Origin of the sequence: Sporosarcina sp. UB5 (assembly GCF_050859005.1) — a bacterium.
GTDB lineage: Bacteria > Bacillota > Bacilli > Bacillales_A > Planococcaceae > Sporosarcina.
Genome location: NZ_CP125984.1, coordinates 1,690,056 through 1,710,451 on the forward strand (window position 1 = coordinate 1,690,056; position 20,396 = coordinate 1,710,451).

The 20,396-nt window shown below is 37.5% G+C and carries 18 protein-coding genes and 2 pseudogenes; 16 read left to right on the forward strand and 4 right to left on the reverse strand.

All coding sequences use genetic code 11. The features are described 5' to 3' along the window. Positions 1–64: 64 nt before the first annotated feature. On the reverse strand, positions 65–547 hold the full coding sequence (locus tag QM454_RS08760; RefSeq protein WP_432357013.1) for a competence protein ComK: 483 nt from the start codon (positions 545–547) through the stop codon (positions 65–67). Positions 548–796: 249 nt separating this feature from the next. On the opposite strand from QM454_RS08760, the gene QM454_RS08765 reads away from it, so the two are divergent. The 7 genes from QM454_RS08765 to QM454_RS08795 all read left to right on the forward strand — a co-directional run bounded on the left by QM454_RS08765 (position 797) and on the right by QM454_RS08795 (position 8,484). Beyond that, positions 797–1,306: a sigma-70 family RNA polymerase sigma factor gene (locus tag QM454_RS08765; RefSeq protein ID WP_432357015.1), complete on the forward strand. Its 510-nt coding sequence runs from the start codon at positions 797–799 to the stop codon at positions 1,304–1,306. Between the two features lie 244 nt (positions 1,307–1,550). Further along, complete coding sequence (locus QM454_RS08770) at positions 1,551–3,179, forward strand: helix-turn-helix domain-containing protein (RefSeq protein ID WP_432357017.1); 1,629 nt, start codon at positions 1,551–1,553, stop codon at positions 3,177–3,179. Positions 3,180–3,261: 82 nt separating this feature from the next. Beyond that, positions 3,262–4,710 carry an aldehyde dehydrogenase family protein gene (locus QM454_RS08775; protein WP_432357019.1) on the forward strand — a complete coding sequence of 483 codons (1,449 nt, stop codon included), beginning with the start codon at positions 3,262–3,264 and terminating at the stop codon, positions 4,708–4,710. A gap of 43 nt (positions 4,711–4,753) precedes the next feature. Then, complete coding sequence (locus QM454_RS08780) at positions 4,754–5,635, forward strand: NAD(P)-dependent oxidoreductase (RefSeq protein ID WP_432357021.1); 882 nt, start codon at positions 4,754–4,756, stop codon at positions 5,633–5,635. Positions 5,636–5,676: 41 nt separating this feature from the next. Further along, positions 5,677–6,477 (forward strand): DUF3100 domain-containing protein, encoded by an 801-nt coding sequence (locus QM454_RS08785; protein ID WP_432357023.1) that lies wholly within the window; start codon positions 5,677–5,679, stop codon positions 6,475–6,477. Then, complete coding sequence (locus QM454_RS08790) at positions 6,477–6,929, forward strand: hypothetical protein (protein ID WP_432357024.1); 453 nt, start codon at positions 6,477–6,479, stop codon at positions 6,927–6,929. Before QM454_RS08785 ends, QM454_RS08790 begins: the two co-directional genes overlap by 1 nt. Positions 6,930–7,776: 847 nt before the next feature. Then, the gene (locus QM454_RS08795; protein WP_432357026.1) at positions 7,777–8,484 is read left to right on the forward strand and encodes a DUF5819 family protein; all 708 of its coding nucleotides are present in this window, start codon (positions 7,777–7,779) and stop codon (positions 8,482–8,484) included. A gap of 1,082 nt (positions 8,485–9,566) precedes the next feature. Here QM454_RS08795 and istB read toward each other — a convergent pair. The 3 genes and pseudogenes from istB to QM454_RS08810 all read right to left on the reverse strand — a co-directional run bounded on the left by istB (position 9,567) and on the right by QM454_RS08810 (position 12,174). Continuing rightward, positions 9,567–10,279, reverse strand: a pseudogene (gene istB, locus QM454_RS08800) (IS21-like element helper ATPase IstB). A gap of 432 nt (positions 10,280–10,711) precedes the next feature. After that, a complete protein-coding gene (locus QM454_RS08805) occupies positions 10,712–10,894 on the reverse strand; it encodes a hypothetical protein (RefSeq protein ID WP_432357028.1) in 183 nt (60 codons plus the stop codon). After that, complete coding sequence (locus tag QM454_RS08810) at positions 10,894–12,174, reverse strand: helix-turn-helix domain-containing protein (protein ID WP_432357030.1); 1,281 nt, start codon at positions 12,172–12,174, stop codon at positions 10,894–10,896. Before QM454_RS08810 ends, QM454_RS08805 begins: the two co-directional genes overlap by 1 nt. Before the next feature lie 239 nt (positions 12,175–12,413). Between QM454_RS08810 and QM454_RS08815 the strand changes: the two genes are divergently transcribed. The 9 genes and pseudogenes from QM454_RS08815 to QM454_RS08855 all read left to right on the forward strand — a co-directional run bounded on the left by QM454_RS08815 (position 12,414) and on the right by QM454_RS08855 (position 19,916). Continuing rightward, the gene (locus QM454_RS08815) at positions 12,414–12,725 is read left to right on the forward strand and encodes a hypothetical protein (RefSeq protein ID WP_432357032.1); all 312 of its coding nucleotides are present in this window, start codon (positions 12,414–12,416) and stop codon (positions 12,723–12,725) included. Between the two features lie 71 nt (positions 12,726–12,796). After that, a complete protein-coding gene (locus tag QM454_RS08820; protein ID WP_432357034.1) occupies positions 12,797–13,495 on the forward strand; it encodes a DUF5819 family protein in 699 nt (232 codons plus the stop codon). 24 nt (positions 13,496–13,519) lie between these two features. Then, positions 13,520–14,452 (forward strand): HTTM domain-containing protein, encoded by a 933-nt coding sequence (locus QM454_RS08825; protein ID WP_432357036.1) that lies wholly within the window; start codon positions 13,520–13,522, stop codon positions 14,450–14,452. 348 nt (positions 14,453–14,800) lie between these two features. Then, a complete protein-coding gene (locus tag QM454_RS08830; protein WP_432357038.1) occupies positions 14,801–15,214 on the forward strand; it encodes a thiol-disulfide oxidoreductase DCC family protein in 414 nt (137 codons plus the stop codon). A 467-nt stretch (positions 15,215–15,681) separates the two neighbouring features. After that, positions 15,682–16,091 (forward strand): annotated as a pseudogene (locus tag QM454_RS08835) (hypothetical protein). Between the two features lie 286 nt (positions 16,092–16,377). Beyond that, positions 16,378–17,388 (forward strand): ParB/RepB/Spo0J family partition protein, encoded by a 1,011-nt coding sequence (locus tag QM454_RS08840; protein WP_432357040.1) that lies wholly within the window; start codon positions 16,378–16,380, stop codon positions 17,386–17,388. A 342-nt stretch (positions 17,389–17,730) separates the two neighbouring features. Beyond that, a complete protein-coding gene (locus tag QM454_RS08845; protein ID WP_432357041.1) occupies positions 17,731–18,201 on the forward strand; it encodes a hypothetical protein in 471 nt (156 codons plus the stop codon). A gap of 364 nt (positions 18,202–18,565) precedes the next feature. Further along, positions 18,566–18,985: a hypothetical protein gene (locus QM454_RS08850; protein ID WP_432357043.1), complete on the forward strand. Its 420-nt coding sequence runs from the start codon at positions 18,566–18,568 to the stop codon at positions 18,983–18,985. A 520-nt stretch (positions 18,986–19,505) separates the two neighbouring features. Beyond that, positions 19,506–19,916 (forward strand): hypothetical protein, encoded by a 411-nt coding sequence (locus tag QM454_RS08855; protein ID WP_432357045.1) that lies wholly within the window; start codon positions 19,506–19,508, stop codon positions 19,914–19,916. Positions 19,917–20,396: the final 480 nt, after the last annotated feature.

The window sequence follows — 20,396 nt, forward strand, 5'->3', positions numbered from 1 at the left end:
AAAGGTGGTTGTTTTTCATTTATTCATCTAGTTGCTAGTCGTATTGCTGCCTTCGCGGATCTCGCTACATTCCGAAGTTAGGTGACCCGGCTTTGTAGTTACGTTTCGATTGTTGGCAATGGCTGAGCAGGGTATGTAATTTCGACTTCTGTCGCATGACAGTGTAGTGTGATACCGGGACAGTGATGTATGTTTTGTTGTTGAACGTAATTTTAGTTTGTTTTTTCCCGACCTTTTCAGCTTCGAAAAAATGGCTGAAGATAAAGATGCATTCTGGCTTTTCGGACGAAATTGTCGGGAATACACCGACATCATCCGAAATGAGGAACGGCGGCTTTTTATAATAGTTTAGCAGTTTCTTCGCAGCTTCCTTACGCCCTTCCATTGAAGAATAATGGCGTAAGCACGCCTCCTTGAGTAACTCGATCGGACTTGTTTTGGAATAGTACGTTCCATGCGTCGTAATAATTTTGGACAAGTACTCACCGGAAAAGACAGGTTTTAGTGCCAATGTCCGAAAATCAAGCAATAAACTATCATCTCTCATACTTAATCCTCCTTATTATATGGGTAATATACTAGACATAGATATATTACCATATAACTAGTAAAAAGATAATGGAAAATACATATTTATTTTAAAATTGGCTTAACTAACTAAACGTTTTGCCTAGACGGATATAAAGTTTGGTGAACCAAACGTCATGAATGCTCATTGGAACTCTGTTTTTATTCCTCCTAAAATGTAAGTACCCGGGAATAAAAAGAATCGTGCACGATCGGAAAGGTCAACTTAGTGTTGAATTTTGAAGACGTGTTAGCTCAATATGAACCAATGATTTCTGCATGTATCCGACAACTGAATATTTATCGTCAACACGAGCATTTCAGACAAACGGGGCGAGTCGCCCTTTGGCAAGCGTGGCAACGGTTTGACGAGGAGAAGGGGGATTTCGCGCCATATGCATACCGTTACATCCGAGGTGCAATGATGGATGAATTGAAAAAGGAAGGACGGTTTGAAGACCGTTATATGCCGGCCGAAGATGATATGCTGACATTTTGGATCGACCAAGTAGAGGTAGAAGAGGAGGAGGAGTGGAACGGCTGCTTATATGAAGCGGTTAGACAATTGACAGAAGACGAATTTAAACTGCTCCAATGGCTATTCGTTGATCGATATACTCAAGCTGAATGTGCGAAAAGATTCGGCATTAGTGTGCCGGGCGTGAAGAAACGAAGGGAACGGTTGTTGAAGAAATTACGGGAGGGGATGGAGGGGAGCGGGGGGCAAATGATTAAATAGTAAGCGGGAAAACAGGTACTTGTGGATGATCATAAGTACCTGTTTCTTTTTCATATGCTATGCGCTCGTAAATCCATCCTAGCGCTCGTAAACTGGGCCCTGCTTTGTTCAAAATAAGCTGTTGCTAGTCTTTTATCTGAGTAATTTCAGATGAAGGACTTTTTTATTTTGTTTTTAGCACTTGAGATAACGCTTATGTTGACTGATAATTAAGTCAATGGGGAGATGGAAAAGGGGTGAGACGGTGTTAGCTAATAGTGAGATGGATTTATATAAAGCGAATAAGCTGTTGGAGATTAATAAGATATTGACGCAGTCATTGCGACTGGACGAAATTTTGCATAGTGTCATACAGGCGGCTTGTGAATTAGTGGATGTGGCGGATGTGATTATCATCTATTTGTATGACAATGAGACGAAAACACTTCGTTTCGCGAAAGGTGAAGGCGTTGACGATGCAGCGTTTGTACATGTCGCATTTGCTGAAGGGGAGTCAATTACAGGAAAAATCTTTTTGCAGCAACAGTCGAAGCTGTTTACATCCCGCGACGAGATAGAAGAATACATGAACAATATGTCTGATAACAATGTTCGGTACTATTCCGAAGGCGTTCAACAAAGAGATGTGAGAAGCACGTTCTGTGTGCCAATCCTTTACGAGGACAGGTGCTTAGGTGTAGTGGTTGTCAATAACTATCGAGAAGATAGTATTTTCACAGCTGAAGACATGAACGTCATTGAAGTTGTAGCAGGGCAAAGTGCGATTGCGATTGAAAACGCAAGAGTGCATGAGCATTTGCAACAGAAAAACGCGTTACTGGAGAAATCGATTTCGATTCATAATACGTTCTATCAACTGAATATTGAAGGCCGCGGGGTTGATGCAATTCTTTCATTGCTAACTCGGATGATTGGCATTTCCGTTCGCTACTATAGCCCCCTTGAAGTAACGGATGATACACATTTGTTTCCGATTCGAAGGGGTGTTGATACATTAGGTTTTCTCTCCCTGACACAGCCTTTTGAGATATTCAGTGAAATGGACAAAATTACAATCGAACAAGCAAGTTTGTCAATTGCACTCGAACTTATTAAAGAAATTGCATTGTACGAAAAGGAAATATATTTTAGAGAGCAAGTTTTCAATCGTTTAATGGAAGGGTTATCTGGAAGGGAGTTGGAAGCAGCCCTTCAGTATGTGAACTGGCGAACGGATACGCATGTTCAATGTATTATTATTGAAGGTAATCAAAAACCATTGTGGGAAGTGGAAGAGTTAATTGGAAAAGAAAAGTTTGTGAAGTCTGTTGAGCAAAAACTTCAATCAGAGCACTTTTCTCCGCTAATTTTTGCACGCGCCTTTCAACTTATTATTATCGTACCGACCATTTCTAGGCATTTGGTACAAGAGTTGTACGCAAGCATTCGACAGATGTGGCCAGGAGATCCCGATTTTATTTTAGGAATCGGTAGAGAAACGTCTATACAGGAGTTGTCGATTTCATATAAGGAAGCGATGCAATCTGTCGGATATGCAAGGAGATATGATGTGTCTATTGTGGAATATTCGATGCTCGGTATTGAACGATTGTTGTATGAAGTTGACGAGGAGTTACTGGAGCGTTTCATGAATGATAAGTTACGCCAGCTTAAAACGGCAGATTCGACGTTAATACACACATTAAATGTATTCATCCAATGTAATAGTAGCCAAAAACAGACTGCTAAGGTCTTGCATGTGCATCCAAATACACTTTACTACCGGTTAAGAAAAGCAGAAGAATTACTCGGAATCGAATTTGATAACGGCAAAGATTGGATTGACTTTGTTATTGCATTCAAGATTTATATGGAACTCAACGAAAATTACTAGAAATCTTTGTGGCGACTCATATATAACTAATTCCTAATATAATTTATCATAATAGGTAGATATTTTTGAATGGGGTGTATATATGGGTACTACTTACTATAATTATATTAATGGAGAATGGGTGCCTTCGAATACGAACGAAACGTATGTAAGCCTGAATCCTGCGAATCAAGATGTATTAGGGTATTTCCAAAAGTCGAATGAAGCTGATGTAGAGCGAGCGATTCAAGCTGCAGAAGATGCCTTCCCAAGTTGGGCGAATACTGCTGCACCGACTCGCGGAGACGTGTTGTTTAACCTCATACAGTTACTGGAAGATCAGCGCGAAGAACTGGCTACAATTATTACGAAAGAAGTCGGGAAGTCGTTCAGAGAAGCAAAAGGAGAAGTACGGAAAACGATTGAAGCGATGAAACAATTCAGTGGAGAAGCAACTCGGATGACGGGAGAAACGGTTCCGTCGCATGATCCGGGGATTTTTGCATATACAGTCCGTGAACCGCTTGGCGTAGTTAGCGTCATTGCTCCGTACAATTTCCCTCTTGGAATCGGCATTTGGAAGATTGCGCCTGCAATTGTCGCGGGGAATACAGTCATTTTTAAACCTGCGAGCAATACGTCTTTAATTAGTATCAAGATTATGGAACTGTTCGAACAAGCTGGTGTTCCCGCAGGTGTTATTAATATGGTGACAGGTCCGGGTGGAGTCATCGGAAATGCAATTGGCAGTCATGAAAAGATTAAAGCAGTATCGTTTACGGGATCTACAGAAGTTGGACTTGCGCTTGGTAAAGCCGTGAGTGAACGTGGTGCTAAAATGCAGGCGGAAATGGGCGGTAAGAACGCGTCCATTGTACTGGAAGATGCAGATCTCGATGAAACTGTGGAAAACTTGGTCATCAGTGGATTTTTGGACAATGGACAGCGTTGTACAGGCACGAGTCGTCTAATCGTGCTCCGTTCAATTGCGGAAGAGTTGACGAAGAAACTCGTTACAAGGGCTCGGAAATTAAAGATTGGCGATGGATTTACGGAAAACGTAGATAACGGACCTGTCGTTGATGAAGGACAGCTGAAGACATATTTACACTATGTGAAAACGGCGATCGACGAAGGTGCAATCCTTGAATGTGGTGGCGAGCGATTGATGGAAGATGGATTGGACGCAGGGTATTTTGTTGCTCCGACGTTGTTTAGTGGTGTGACACGAGGGATGACGATTTTCAGAGAAGAGATTTTTGGGCCAGTGATGGCGATGAGTGTTGTAGATACGTATGAAGAAGCACTGGAGCTTGCGAACGATAGTGAATTTGGGTTGTCATCGACAATTTATACAAATGATTTGAAGAAAGCTTTTCACTTCATCCGTCATATTGAATCGGGTGTAACCCATGTAAATATTCCATCCAACTATTTTGAGAATCAGTATCCGTTCGGTGGGAAGAAAGCATCTAGTATTGGACCTCGTGAGCAAGGTTCGACGACATTGGATTTCTGGACGGACTATAAAACGGTTTATATTAGACCGTAATACGGGAGTGGTTCATTAGTAGGGAACGACTGGAGGGAATGTTGTGAAGACGATAGGTGTTATTGGATGCGGTCTGATGGGATATGGGATTGCAACGAATTTACTCCGCAAAGGATATGAAGTAACGGTATACGATACGAATCCGGAAGCAGTTGAACGAGTCGTGACAAAAGGTGGAATTGGAGCTGTTACGGTTCCGGAGCTTGCTAAGTCGAGTGACGTAATTGTGTTGTCTTTGCCTACGACGGAATTAGTGGAAAGTGTCCTGTTGGATGAGCGTGAAGGAGCTTTGCGCTTTATGAAACCTGGAAGTGCTGTGCTCGATATGAGTACGAATGACGTTGAGAAGACGAGAAAGCTTGAAGAAGCTGCGAGTGCTGCGGGTATATCGTATTTTGATTGTCCGGTGAGTGGTGGGCCTGATGGTGCACGTTCAGGTACTCTTACGATTATGGTCGGAGGTTCAGACAAGGCCTTTCAACAAGTGTCTTCTGTGCTTCAAGCTATAGGGAGTCATGTTGAATATATGGGGCCGAGTGGAGCTGGGCAAATCGTCAAGTTGTGCAACAACATGGTTGTTGGAGGAATCATATCGTTGTTAGGGGAAGCATTACTAACTGGAGAAAAGGCAGGTATTTCGAAAGAGAAGTTAGGGGAACTCTTTCAAAAGGGCTCTGCACAAACAAAAGTGATGGATGTGTTCGGACCTTCAATTATTCATGAAGCATATGACGTTGTTACGTTTTCTCTTGCCAACATGTTGAAGGATCTTTCGCTGTATCGGAACTTGGCAAATGAAGTCGGGGTACCCACTTCAATTAGTGATGCACCGCTTGAGTTATTCAAACGTGCAAATGTACTAGGTAGTGGAAGTCGGGATTCAACAGCGGTAGCGGAATTACTTGAGCATGAGGCACAAGCTTGATTTATTGCAGGGAGTGGACGTGAAAAAAGGGGGAGATATGAATGGTGGAAAATGAAAATTCACTTGCGGGCATTTGGAAGGATTGGCGGTTGCATGCGATTGTACTCGGTATTGTAATTATTACAGAACTGATTGGTACATTTAGAATCCCGGTTGGTCCTGGAGTAATTTTATTATTGCCGATGTTATATGCACTTGTAATTGGTTTGGTGCTTTATTTCACACCAGTCGTTAAAGAGAAGCAATCTAAAAATGCCGAACCGATTATTGTGTTAGGGGTTTCGTTGTTACTAGCGAAAATCGGGGTCATAATTGGGCCGGCTTTACCTGAAGTAATTGAAGCAGGGCCTGCATTATTATTACAGGAACTCGGAAATTTAGGGACAATCTTACTTGCATTACCGGTAGCAATTTGGCTAGGGCTTAAGCGTGAAGCCGTTGGAATGACACACTCAATTGGCCGTGAACCGAACGTTGGACTCATCATGGACAAGTTTGGTATTAACTCTCCTGAAGGACGGGGAGTGATGGCGATGTATATTTTTGGGACAGTGTTTGGGGCGGTGTTTCTCGGTCTCATAGCTGGTTTACTCGCTACATTAACTCCACTAAGTCCGCTTTCGTTCGCAATGGCTTCAGGAGTAGGAAGTGGAAGTATGATGGCGGCAGCGAGTGGTTCACTGGTCGCTGCATTTCCAGAACTCGAATCCCAAATTGTCGCATTTGCAGGGGCAAGTAACTTACTTTCACTCTCTACAGGTTTGTGGGTAAGTATTTTTATAGGGCTTCCGTTAACAGAAAAAATCTATGCTCGAATGACTCGCAATAAGGAGGGATACTGATGCTGAAAAACGTACAAGAGTGGGTATTGTTGCTTGGGATTTTTGGTATCACCGCCCTTATTGGCAACTGGGCAGGTTATGATATTCTGCCTCTCAAAGCTATACCTGGAATGATTACACTCGTTGTCATCTGTTTGGCAGGGTTTATCCTAAAAGAGCTAATTCCTATAAACTTCCCGAGTATCGCGTATATTTCTATTATCGGAGTCATCGTTTCAATGCCTTGGATTCCGGGATCTGAAAAAGTTGTCCAGTGGACTTCTGAAGTTCAACTGCTTGCGCTAGCAACTCCGATACTCGCCTATGCAGGAATCGCAATTGGACGTTCTTGGACTGATTTTGTGAAACTCGGTTGGAAAACAATCATTGTTGCAACTCTCGTTATGCTTGGGACATTTCTAGGGTCTGCAGTTATTGCAGAGATTATTTTGCGATTCCAGGGGATTATTTGATTGTTAATTTTGGTGCCAGGCAACGGTGCAATTTGGAATATTTCTTAGGTGAAAGCTCTGTGGAGAGGGATCTCTGCGGGGCTTTTTTGTGGTTAGTGATGTGGTTTTGTTTAGTTATTGTACGGGCTCGTTAAGTGATCCCCAAGCTCGTAAATCCGGTCCCAACGCTCATAAATTCGTTCGCCCATTTGCTGCTATTTACTATTGGAGGACTTTTCACTTAGAAAAAGCATTCTAATGAGATCTTTTTCAAATTAAACCATTTAAAATGTGAAAGGCATTTGGCGCGAGAGGGGGATTCTTGGTATTTAAGATTTGCTGCGCTTATAGAATTGGTTCGCAACACAATGAAACTAAAATCACACCACAAGCAAAATGGCTTACAACACAAACTCACTAGTCATTCAGTAACATAAAACCTTTCTACCGGCTTATGAAATTTGGCGCTCCAGTGGGGCGTCCGCCGGTGAGCGACTGGTGTTCTTCATTTTGTTTTCCAGTCGCCCCTGATGAGAAAAAGCCCTGCTCTCCTGAGCCTTTGTCTCGGGGCCATTGTGAATTGTGTTGGTGCCTGGCAGCAAACACCACCTTAGCTCAGGAGGAATCTTATCCAGAAATAACTGAATACGAAGTGGGCACTAAAGGGGACGTTATTCTAGACAGCTCTTTAGGATCAATATGGACTCTATCCGCTATTTTTGGTATGAACAAGCTTATTTATCACGGAAACTCTGTAGACGAAGAAAGTACCGACAAATTTGGGCGTTAATACTGTTTAATTATAAACTTCCAGACTAGGGATTTTAGATCATCTAAGATCCCAGTCTCATAAAATAAGGGGATTTCTATGAAAACAAATATTCAAAAAATAGTACTTGTTTTTCTGTTAATATTTTCGATATTTCATGCCTCCATAACAATTGCATATAACTTACCAATTACACCGTTAAAGGAGAAATTCAATAGGGGAATTAATATATATATGAACCCTTTATTTTCACAAACATGGCAATTGTTTGCTCCTAATCCCGCTAATGCTAATCAAGCAATAGAAGTAAAATTAACGTACGGAAACGGTCAAGAAACTAAATGGATTAGCTTCAGTGACATGATTCATGATAAATCTCAAGCAAGTTTTTTTTCTTATTATCAATTTTATTCAGCGGCCCTTATTCAAATGAATAATGATGTTTTACAAGCATCCCAAGATTTATTAAACTCGCTTAGTGAAGAGAGGAAAAAGACACTAACAGAGGAGATCAGAAATACTTCTGACGTTATTCAGAGAAGTTACCTCGAAGATCTTATTCCAAAAGAAGAAGTGAAAAACTTTCTTGTCGAAAATCCATCGGTTAACTCACTACTAGGTTTAATATATCATCACTTAGAAAAAGGATATTTTTCAAAAATTACTGATATGCAAATCAGGATTTCTACAGAACATTTCCCCGAGTACGGTAAGGAAGGGGAATCACTGTACTATTTCTTCTACCTCCCTAAAGTGAAACTCGATCAATTAATTAAGGAGGATACAATGAATGGTAAAACTATTTAATAACGTGTTTGAAAAAACTTCAAGTTCACAGAAACACCTGATAGGATTAAGCATTTTACGCATAGCTATTGGTATACAATTATTGTGGCAATTGTTGCTTTCCTATCGCGTTAGAGACACTTTATGGACAACAAGTTTTCTGAATCCAGATGTTACATTTTTGTATATTTTTTTATACTTTGATATATTCTATTATTCGGGAATTATTCTGATGTTAATATATACACTAGGTTTTAGTTCAATAATTTTTAATGTTATCACATACTTTTACGTTTTCATCCTTTATAAAGCAAGCCCATTTTTAGGTGATGGCGGGTCTAACATATTAGTAATTGTTCTAGCATATATGATTTTCACAAATAATACAGCGTACTTTTCTATAAGCAACAAAAAATCATCTAGCAACGGAATTGCAATAATAGCACATAATATTTTTCTCTTGTTGATACTATTCCAAACTTGTGTTTTATATTTTTTTTGCTGGATTTTTCAAACTACAAGGTGATATGTGGATTCACGGAACAGCCCTATACTACATTTTAAATCTTAATGCATTTAGGATGCAACCAACAAATTTTATATCCGATTTTATAACTTCATCACCGTTTTTATTGACTTTAGGAGCATTCTCAGCAATTTTCACGCAGTTCCTTTTTCCTTTTTTAGTATTTAATAAATATACTAGATATCTAGTTATAATCGGTTCGGTTTGTTTCCATCTCAGTATCGCCTTATTGATGGGATTAGTGCAGTTTGGTTTGATAATGATCGCACTTGATTTGGTTTTCTTGAGTGATAGAGAATATAAAAAGGCAAAGGCTTTTATCTATTCACTCGGAAGATACGATTGTCATTAGTAAAGGAATTAAGAGAATAGTTGAACCTTGATTAAAGGACAACCAAGGACATTGCGGAAATTCATGTTGAAGGACAAAAACTATGTACGTATTTGTACAAGAGAATATGATATCTTCGTTTATACAGAATCACTTAATAAACGACTTTTTTTTATGGACGTACTATAGAGATTGTACATAGGTTTGTGTCTTTGTAACCGTCAAGTAGTTTTGAACACTTTTTGCTTAAAATAATATCTGTCGATGTTTGATCCTATGACTGTTTCCATCCAAGTGGAGAACCTCTGACCGATGGAGGAGGCAATCTAAGATCGTCGTAGTGATTCCCTGGTCTCCGAGTAACTCCCCACATTTCTTAGGGCTTTTATTGGATGTCAGTATAATCGAGCTTCGTTCATAAAGATGATTGACGAGATGAAAAAACAGGTTGGCCTCGTTTTGATCCATCGCCATATACATCGGGTCATCAATGATGACCAGGTCGGCATCTCTAATATTTTTCATCTGTAGTTGCGATTTACGAAGGTATTCCTCGGTTTTAGAAGCGGGATCAGCTCTCCCGTTGAAATGAATATGACACGATAACCTTTTAGTATCGCCTCCAATCCCACCCCAATCGCAATATGTGTTTTGCCTACGCCCGACGGGCCTAGAAATATTAGGTTGAACGATTCCTCCAGTCACGAGAGCCCACGCAGCTGACGCAGCTGTCGTTCACTGATTGATGGCTGTTCTTTCAGGGCAAATTCCCCTAGGGTTTTCTTGTAAGGGAATTTTGCCATTTTCAAATGCCTATCTATCATCTTCTCTTCTCTTCGCGTCGCGTCGCGTCGTCATTCCTCATAAGTGAGTAGTTCCCTAAGGATTTCCTGGTAGGTCCATGAATTCGACTCCGCCTTTATCAGAAACGCCGGAAGCTTTTTAGACGTTTCCGTCATCCTAAGCCATTGGAACTGCCCTTGTAAACCTTCCTGATCCTCCAATACATCAGTTACCTATATGTTTCTAGTATAACTGGTAGGAGGGTAGTAGCGGAAAGTGTTCTGTTCTATCAAGCAAAAACTGTCCATTTTAGTTTAGCAGCTACACTTAGATATCAATGTACAAAGATTCTTGTCCTTTTATAGGAAATCTTTGATAAACTTTTTACAATCTCAAACAAAGTATAAGGATTCTGGTAGACTACATACAATCGCTCTCATTAAATGCCAAAAATAAAGCTCACCTAGTCAGGCGAGCTTTGTTAGACGCTTACTTATATCGCTGTAAATATCACTCATAGACGTGTTCATTTATTAAAATTCTAAGATTGTTTGTTCGAATTGTTGTTTATACCATCAATAATTCATTCAAACTAGTCCATTCGAATTTTAGGTTAGAGAACTTATCTGTTTCCATACATCATTATTACTTTCACGTGACGGCTCTGGTTCTTCATTGTTAACCAATAAATAATTCGGATTATCGTGGGCAAAGTTTACATCAACCACTCCAGATGATGAAAAGAACGTTATGCCTATGGACAAAATTGTAAATAAGATCACTTTTTTCATTATTCATCCCCCAAAAATTCTTCCGTATTTGTTTTTGCTAGTTCTTTACTTGCACACTTATAATAATGAGCTGCTAATTTGTATTTCCTGTTGTCATAATGGTGAATTGCTAGGAACTTTAAATAGGTAGCTTTTTCATAAAAAAGGTTTCTTTTTTCTAAAAAAGGCAGTACTTTTTTTGTGATTAATTCTTCAAAACCATTTTCAATTCCATTAATCAAATTACTATACACCTTAAATTCATACACATAGATCGAGTCCTCAATACTTAGATGTTCAGATAAACTTAATCCTTTTTCTAGCCACTTTTTAGCATTATCTATATCCTCCTTCTCAAAGTATTCTTTCATTAAGCTGGATACCGGAATGATTTTTCTAGCAATAGGAAAATTATTTCGTTTGTTGTAACTAGTTAGATAATACTCGATTGCCTTTTCCGTATTTCCCATTATAGAATAAACCTTTCCGATATTCTGTTTGGCCATAGCAGAAATGTTTTGATTTTCAATTTCATTACCGATTTTATCCACTAATTGATAATTTTCCATTGCTTGATTCAATTCCCCAGCCCGTTGATAAGATATACCAAGTAATATATGACACTCCGCACAACGCTTTAAATTATAGTTATTTTGATAGAAATGAAGTGCGGAGTTTGCATATTTCAATGAAATATACGTTAGTCTTAACTTAGATGCGGTTAAAGCAATCATGTAAAAAAGGTCGTATTTTTCCTTTTCAGAAACGTCTGTTATATGCTGTTCTGCCCTCTTATATGAATCCATTGATTTGTTATACGACAACCGGGAAAAATGATAGTTGCCGCAAAACTTCATGAAATAGTAGTTTTCTTCCTCTTTAAAGTTCTCTTGATGTTTATGAAGGGAATCAAATTGTGTCGTTGCCTTTTGTTTGTCTTGGATGAGGATGAAATAACGTAGTTTATGGAGTTCAACCATATTGAACAATGGAGTACTAGCAATGTTGTGAAGGTCTTTAATAATCTCATTATAAAGTTTTGTGGACTCTTCTTTCTCACCACGAAATAAATGTTGAAACCATGTATCGCATAAAGTAAATAGCTTGTCCCATTCTGTTGAATATAGATTTATATTCAATCTTTTACTCAGTAGCAATACAATTTCTTTTGGTGGTTCTACTTTTCCATTCTCGATTTTGGAAAGATAAGACTCTGAAATTATCCCTTTGGCCAATTTTGATTGTGTCATAGCTGATTTGATTCTAAAGTATTTTATTTTCTTCCCTAAGTTCTCCTCCATAACTCACACTCCCATGACTATGCATCCCTAGCATATATTCTAAAAATAACAATTCAAGTTTTTTTCATTCATGCCAACTCACTAACTAAATACTAGTTTAGGTGTAGAAAGTTTCTTTCAAATACATCTATTCTGTAAACTAGTTATTGTTTATTCTCAGTGAGTTTCCTAGATCGAGTAAACAATATTCTGTATATTATGTTAGCATTAGCTTAAGAAAAAAGAAAGGAGGTAATAACATGAAAAGGAAAATTATGTTACTCATAGGTGCACTCATGCTTCTTTGCGCACCTGTAATGGCTTCTTCAAGTGCGTCCGCTGAATATAAAACCGTAAGCCAACAGGATGAAGCAATCATTGCTAAAGACGAACTTGAGATCCAAAACTATCCGTTCGTTGCTAGTCTTGTCGCGGGATATGTTTTTGGTAAAGCAGTGGATTATGTGCTAGTGAATGGAATGCACGATGGTTATACTGGACCATTGCATTTATGTGTATCACTTCCACCGGAGTATGATCAATTGAAGGTTGAAGAAGCATTCAGAAGATAATTAGAAATTACAGACACGCTTTTACATATTTTATTCTATCTTGTAAAAGCGTGTATGGGGTGGGTGACATTTTGAAAAATAAATTATTTGTAATATGGTATCTGTTCCTCAGTATTGCGCTTCTAATACATTTTTCTATAACTATTCTGTATAATTCGCCTGTTAACCCGATTACCTATAAATATTACCCTGCTATTCAGTCCTATATGCAACCATTATTTAATCAAAACTGGAAATTATTTGCGCCGGATCCGGTATCTAATAATCATAAATTATTGGTAAAAGGATATTATAAAGGGGAAAATGGAAAAGAAAATGAAACACAGTGGATAGATGTGACTGAACTGTTGGTTACAGAATTACACAAAAATAGACTAACTCCATTAAGGCTTGCTGTAGCTCAAATAACTACTAGCACGATTGAAACTGTAAATAAATATGCAACAGATCAAATGAAGGCTGAAGCTTCTGTTACGGAAGATAACACTCAAAAGGGAATTAGCGATAATGATAGACCGAGCTATGAAGAGTTGATTAACCATGCTATTAATGGAGATGGAGCATATCCAAGAGAGCTAATTGTTTTAAGAGGAGCGTCTTCAAATGCTCTTTATAAAACATTTGGTAGACATTTTGATGAAATAATAATAAGAATAAACATTGAGAGGTTTCCTGACTACTACGATTATATAATGGAAGAGGATGTGGAAATAGAGACTATATATATACAAATACCGAAAATACCTTATAAAGAGATTTCTGAATTATAATACAATTTAAACGGAGACAAAAAAATGATTACTAAATTTAATAAAGTAAATGACTTCTTTGGAAGTGAACGGCATCTTATTGCTGCCAGTATTGCTAGAATAGGTCTGGGTTCAATAATATCTTTATATTATTTACTTCATATATTTCAAAGATATTATTATTGGGGACCAAACGGGATATACCCATTTGATGATTTCAAGGACGCTACTTATGGTTATTCATTTTCTTTGTATCAACTATCCGATTCTCTTGTTTATTTTGACTTTCTTTTTTTTACAGGAGCAATCATTGCTTTGTTATACACAGTAGGATTTAAAACAAGGTACATTGGGATATTAAACTATATTTTTATTTGGTCGTTATATGAAAGAAATCCATTTGTACTTGACGGTGGTAATAATATACTGATAATATGTTTGTTCTTTTTGCTTTTCGCAAATGTTGGTGCACATTTCGCTATATCTAAAAACAAAAAAAGTAGTAACAGGTTCCTAGCTACATTGCATAACCTAGCCATAACATCTTGTATTATACAGGTAGCTATACTCTATTTTTTCTCTGGAATGTTTAAAGCTCAGGGTGAGATGTGGTACAACGGGGTTTCTTTATACTATATATTGCAAGTTAGTGAATATACCTTACCTAGTATTGCTGAGTTGATTTATAGTAACCCTATATTACTTACATTAGGATCACTCTCAGCAATAATAATACAAATAGCTTTCCCATTTTTAATTATTTTTAAATCGACAAGGTGGATTATAGTTTCCATAATGGTGATGTTTCACTTAGGTATAATTATAGTTATGGGTCTCTTTGCATTTGGTTTTACCATGATTATCTTGGACCTTCTTGTATTTAATGACGATCACTATCGACAATTTTATTATAGAATAAAAAGTTTATTAGTAAGACATAAAACTGACAAAAAAAATATTGTTGAAAATGCCTCTTGATTAAGCAGTATTATTTATTGTCAGTGGATTCAAAGCATTTTTACAGGAAGCGTTTCATAAGATAAAATATATACAGATTATTACCGGGAGGTATTATATGAATATTTTTCTTTTCGTACTCTTCGCTGCTCTCACTGTTTTCTTCTTTTTGAGGTTTTTGAAAGTTGTTGATAAAGAGACCGGAGTGGATAGGCCGTTATTTTTGGTTGCAACATTAGGATTCTTGGTGTGGACAATTCAATACTTAATTAAAATAGTAAATTGAATATTAACTACTTTACAAAGAACCGATGTAAATATTGATGACTTTATAGTTAATGTTCCATTTGGAATGAGGTGGGTATTGTAATGAAGCCCATAGTGGTATTCTATGATGGCTGGTGTTCATTCTGTAGAAGAAGTATTAATAGTTTAAGTAAATTAGATTATTTCAGCCGAATACAATTTATGTCTTTTAGAGAAAGTGAAATTATCGATCAATATCAACTAGATATTAATAAGCTAGAAAAACGAATGGGCTCCATAAAAATGTCAAATAATAAACTAGAAGAGGGAATATACAGTATTAATAGGATATGTAAAAACATCCCTCTTTTATGGATTTTTGTTCCCTTAATTAGCTTTGCTTCTTTTATTGGTTTGGGACATAAAGCTTATGATTGGATCGCGAATAGAAGAATAATTATGCCGACCGGCGGATGTAACGGGGGCAGTTGTCAAGTCCCAGTAAACAGTGAAAAAAGCAGAGGTAGTAACAGATAATGTGAGACTATATACGGCTGAATAATTTGGGTAATGGTAGGGGGGAGTAGGGGGACTTGCTATGGGAGTAGGATAGGAGGTGAATGCTACAAGGAAAGTTAGTGGTAGTAGAAGATCAACCAAGTGAGTTATTTTAATACGAAGAAGATAAGTACTAATAAAAGCCGACATGAGGAGAAAGATATATGAAAAAACGGTTAATATATTCCGGAATAGCGTTAACTTTATTGTTCGGGGGCGCTTCACTAAATTCAGCTTCAGCTAAATCTGCTCATAACAAAATCCGTTTGCCATTCGTATAATTGAACCACACGTTCGTAAATTCTGTCTGCCGCCTGTAAACTTGTCCCCACGCTCGGACAGTGTTTGGGGCGGTTTTTCTCGATCTCATATCCGGATTACTAGCTACATTAAGTCCACTAAGCCCGCTATCGTTTGCAATGGCATAGGGAGTTGGAAGCTGAAGTATTACTGCCCTTATTGGCAATCGGGCAGGCTATAACATTCTGCCTCTTAAAGCTGTACCTGGAATGATTACGCTCGTTGTCATCTGTTTGGCAGGGTTTATCCTAAAAGAGCTAATTCCTATAAACTTCCCGAGTATCGCGTATATTTCTATTATCGGAGTAATCGTTTCAATGCCATGGTTTCCTGGATCTGAAAAAGTTGTACAGTGGACGAGACGACCGAAGTTCAGTTGCTTGCGCTAGCAACACCGATACTCGCCTATGCAGGAATCGCAATTGGACGTTCTTGGACTGATTTTGTGAAACTCGGTTCGAAAACAATCATTGTTGCAACGCTTGTTATGCTTGGAACATTTTTAGGATCTGCAGTTATTGCCGAGATTGTTTTACGATTTCAGGGGATTATTTGATTTCAAATTTGGTTGCCAATTTGAATTGTTTCTTAGCTGAAAGCTCTGTGGAGAGGGATCTCTGAGGGGCTTTTTTGTTGTTATAGAAGCGCTAGTAAATACAGCCCCACACTCATAAAATCGCTCTCCCACTTGCTACTATTAATATTGGGGTTACTTTTCACTTAGAAATAGCATTCTAGAGATTCTATTTAAACAAAAATATGGATTAGCATTTTAATAGATTATTGTAATAGGACAAATTACATAATGAATATCTATTAATAAAAATGAAATGGGGGGCAACATGACTAAACAAATGAAGGAAGTTAAACTGTCCCAAATCGAGTTAGAAACAAGTTTTCGAAATAAGGAAAAGGATTTGAGCTTGGAACTAGATATTAATAGAAATGGTTTAAAAACACCGCTTGTTGTTGAAGAAAAGAGCGCAGATAAATATGTACTAGTAGATGGGTACCGTCGCTATTATGCCTTGGACTTTTTAGGAAAAGAAGTTGCCGAGTGTATAATTGAACCATTTACTTCTGAAGAGGAACGAATTATTAAGCGATTGGGAAAAGAATTACACACTAAGAGAAGGACTGCATATCAGTTGGAAAAAATGATAAACAGACTATTAGAAAATGAAGCTTATGATGCTAAATTGATTGCAAGCCTTTGTAATGTTTCAACAGAGACCATAGCTAAATATATACGTGGCTCCGATGTTAATCCTGAATGGCTAAGAAGAGGCGAAAAAGCGAATGTAGGAAGACATGCATTCACTGATATTCACAATTTAGATGTTAACGATGATACAAAAGACCATATTGTCGATAGATATATAGGTAAAGAGATTAACAAATCAGTAGTTGATGTAATAAAAAAGTCTACTAAAGAAAAGGCGTTTACGAATTTACCTGAAGAGAAAACGAAAGAGTGTATTGATGAGATAATTGAAAAGAAGTCGCAAGAATATGATGCAATCAGAGAGGTTGTCCACAAAAACAGTTTGGAAGCAAAATACAATAAATACAGTCATACGTTCATGCATAATGTAAATTTAAGGTCATTAACAAAAATCGAAAAGATCCTCGGTAATAACAACTATATAAATTTCTTATCTAATGAGCAGAGAATGGAGCTGAATAATTTGGCTCGAAAAATACTACTTAGATTAAATCCTCCAATTACATGGCTGAATTTCCCTAATGATGTACAATTTTATGAAAAACATGCAGAAAAGAATGTTAAAAACTTGAGAAACAAAGTATTTCGCCCGTCGCGAAAGAAGTATGTTATTAATAGGAAAATGTAGCTCATCACCCTAAAACGGTGATGGGTATTTTTTTAAATTTACAAACTCCTCTGTAAGGACTGCATTGTTAAAAATACTATAGTAAAAAGCTAATAAGTTATTTAGGAAATGATTTTAACTTGGTATGCAATGTTATTGTTGTATCCGATATTATTTTAATCTCTTATCAATGCTTACTCCGATTGTTGATGATTACTTTGACTGCTTCTTACAATTCACTATTAATCAAGGGTCGGGATTAATTTTCATGAAAGAGCGCTCAAATGAACATGTGAAATGCTATTATGGAATTAGATAATTTGAAAAACAAAAAAACATTTTATTAGGAAAGAAGGGGCAAAGATGAAATGGACGGTATTAGGTTTCGGGAAACACGAAGGTAAAACTCTACCACAAGTTATATTTACTGACCCTGATTGGTTTTATTGGGCCTACGAGAATGATATATTGAAAGGGAAAATCCCGCAGAGTGAATTACAGGATGTATACAAGAAATCCCGTAATATAAAGATACCTCTAAAAGAACATCATGCAGAGTTTGTCTTTGATGGTATCCGAGGAAATTTTGTAGATCTGAAATTGGTCCCAATTGATAGACCAAGACATGTAGGGTCGAGCAAAACCCTGAGGTTGGACAGGATAGACATGGCTCTAACCCGGTACGCAAAAGAATATGACAAACTAGGATACAATTTACTAATTCCCATTCTGAAAGAGATTTTGTTTGGGAACAGCAAAGTTCGAATTACAAAAAAGAGAGCTGAGAATTTCTTTGGTAATTCAATCAATTTTCACGTTAGGAAGGATTTATAATAAAACATTTGTGGACCTTCAATCTGGAGAGATTCTATGGTGTTCGGTGCCTTGTGTTTAATATAAACTAACTACACATATTAATATACCCCCACGAAGATTTCTCTCCATGGAGCCATTGCTAAGAAAAACTTTGTATTTCATGGATGCCTTTATTTTACAATGGATACTAATGAGCTCTGGTTATTCTGAAGCATTTGATGTTGCTGTTTACCGCTTATTCTAATTACGACCACCCGAACTTGCCGCTCGTGACATCTAGCCAAAGAACTTACCGTAGATTACCACTGTGTTTACCAACGAATAAGAAGGGTTTTATATTCTCTCTATTGAAATATATTGATAGTGAGGGGAGACGGTATTAATGTTTGCATCGATTTTTCAACTTTCAGGAGCAATTCTTTTAGGTTATTTGATCGCTTTCCGAAAAAAGAAACAAGTTATAATTAGTAGTTCCACTTCTATCTTCATTGAGGGTGAAAAACCTAGAATTGCTGAAGATAAGTGGGTTGAGACTTATGGTTATAGATTCGGTTTCTTGTATCTTTTGATTGGTTATATTCTACCGGTATTTGAAAGGAAATTTATGATTACTGTTGCTGAAGAATTGTTTTTAATTATTCTCCTTGTCTCAATTCTCTTAATAGCGGGGATTGGATTTAGTTCTATCTTAGGGAAAAGAGCGTTTGATAAAATGACTCCGCAAGACTTTTATGAAGGTTCTCCACCAGGAGCAGTGATGTTTTCTGTAGTGGATGAAAAAGATAATTCTATTGGTAAATGAACGTCTAGCTATTTTTTATTTATCGAAAAAGGGTGGGTTTTACTGTACAAGACACATGATGATACTGTTTTGTATCTAATTATATTGAACGAAGCATCAATAATTAAAAGAAGTACATCCCGATTAGTTGAAATGTGCTATTTTGCCTTGGAAAGAAGCCGAACTACTCAATTTATCGACTTTATATGTGTGTTAATCCAATCCAAGCTCTTTAAAAATGCGAAAATTGAAATGTGAATCAATGCATAAGTGTAGGATGGATTTTGCTTAGAATTGACAAGGATCGAGTAATAGGCGAATAAGCAAACTATAGGTTTGTATTCGGTGAAAGCTCTCCTGAAGATGTCTTCTTCGGATTATAAGTTGAAAATTGCGGACTGTCTTTGAGATTATTTGAATGCTCCTGTTGTGTTTTTTTCGTCGATGTTGAGTTGTTTCGAAACGTCGCTCGACGTCTCTGCATAATTTGAAACAAGTCCTCATATTAATATAGAGACAAGCTTATTAGGAGTGAGGGAATATGGAAATGACAGAAGTACTAGTAGAAATAAAAGACTTTCGTGAAAAACTTTTGAATTTGGATATTACCCATGCTGACTTTTATTCGTTTAGCAATAAATTAACAGAAGATGAGCTGTATGATTTTTTAACAAATATTGAGCTGTTGTCTAACTCAGATATAATTAATAACGAATTACTAACATCAATCCAAGAATTAGCCGAAAATCAAGATTTAAGAAAAGTAATAGCATTTAAGAGACTTGACGTGTCTGATCTTACAATTGATGAATCTCATCCAGACAATGGGGACGTTGAAGAGTTAATTGATCGCAAATCGGAATATCAGTATGATATTCTAAGAGAACAAGCATCATCAGCCATTGAACAATTAAATATTGTGTTAGAGCAATTGCTTTTTGTTGAAAAATAAGATATTAGATAATCCCTACCTGCGACAGGTAGGGATTATTTGTAATTTGCTCAAAATCCATTATCAAAGTCCCCACCCGTATTCCATGGTAGATCATGTGAAAAGGGGGGCGTCCGCCGGTGAGCGACTAGTATTCCTTACTATGCTCTCCAGTTGCCCCTGATTAGACGTGCAACAATCATTCATTAGATGATTATCGGTAAAGCACTGTATGTGGCGATTGCCTAAAATCCGGAATTGAAGCTGAAAGTGGCATGATTGTAGGTAGGGGACGTTCCCGTGCTCGTAAATTTGTTCGCACGCTCGTAAATTCACTCCTACGCTCGAAAAGTTGACCACGAGCTCGTAAATCCGTTTTAGCGCTCGTAAACTTGTCCCCACGCTCGTATCCCAGCTTTCCACGGATGTCGGTACTTGAAGTTGTGGATGAAAAGTTAATTGATTTGAAATAGAAGAAAAGAGCCGCTTTTATGTACGTCG

Coding starts and splice junctions, on each gene's coding strand:
- QM454_RS08825 (WP_432357036.1), top strand. CDS start 13,520: ATGATTACTAAATTTAATAAAGTAAATGACTTCTTTGGAAGTGAACGG.
- QM454_RS08775 (WP_432357019.1), top strand. CDS start 3,262: ATGGGTACTACTTACTATAATTATATTAATGGAGAATGGGTGCCTTCG.
- QM454_RS08840 (WP_432357040.1), top strand. CDS start 16,378: ATGACTAAACAAATGAAGGAAGTTAAACTGTCCCAAATCGAGTTAGAA.
- QM454_RS08790 (WP_432357024.1), top strand. CDS start 6,477: ATGCTGAAAAACGTACAAGAGTGGGTATTGTTGCTTGGGATTTTTGGT.
- QM454_RS08805 (WP_432357028.1), bottom strand. CDS start 10,894: ATGAAAAAAGTGATCTTATTTACAATTTTGTCCATAGGCATAACGTTC.
- QM454_RS08785 (WP_432357023.1), top strand. CDS start 5,677: ATGGTGGAAAATGAAAATTCACTTGCGGGCATTTGGAAGGATTGGCGG.
- QM454_RS08850 (WP_432357043.1), top strand. CDS start 18,566: ATGTTTGCATCGATTTTTCAACTTTCAGGAGCAATTCTTTTAGGTTAT.
- QM454_RS08815 (WP_432357032.1), top strand. CDS start 12,414: ATGAAAAGGAAAATTATGTTACTCATAGGTGCACTCATGCTTCTTTGC.
- QM454_RS08760 (WP_432357013.1), bottom strand. CDS start 547: ATGAGAGATGATAGTTTATTGCTTGATTTTCGGACATTGGCACTAAAA.
- QM454_RS08830 (WP_432357038.1), top strand. CDS start 14,801: ATGAAGCCCATAGTGGTATTCTATGATGGCTGGTGTTCATTCTGTAGA.
- QM454_RS08795 (WP_432357026.1), top strand. CDS start 7,777: ATGAAAACAAATATTCAAAAAATAGTACTTGTTTTTCTGTTAATATTT.
- QM454_RS08845 (WP_432357041.1), top strand. CDS start 17,731: ATGAAATGGACGGTATTAGGTTTCGGGAAACACGAAGGTAAAACTCTA.
- QM454_RS08810 (WP_432357030.1), bottom strand. CDS start 12,174: ATGGAGGAGAACTTAGGGAAGAAAATAAAATACTTTAGAATCAAATCA.
- QM454_RS08855 (WP_432357045.1), top strand. CDS start 19,506: ATGGAAATGACAGAAGTACTAGTAGAAATAAAAGACTTTCGTGAAAAA.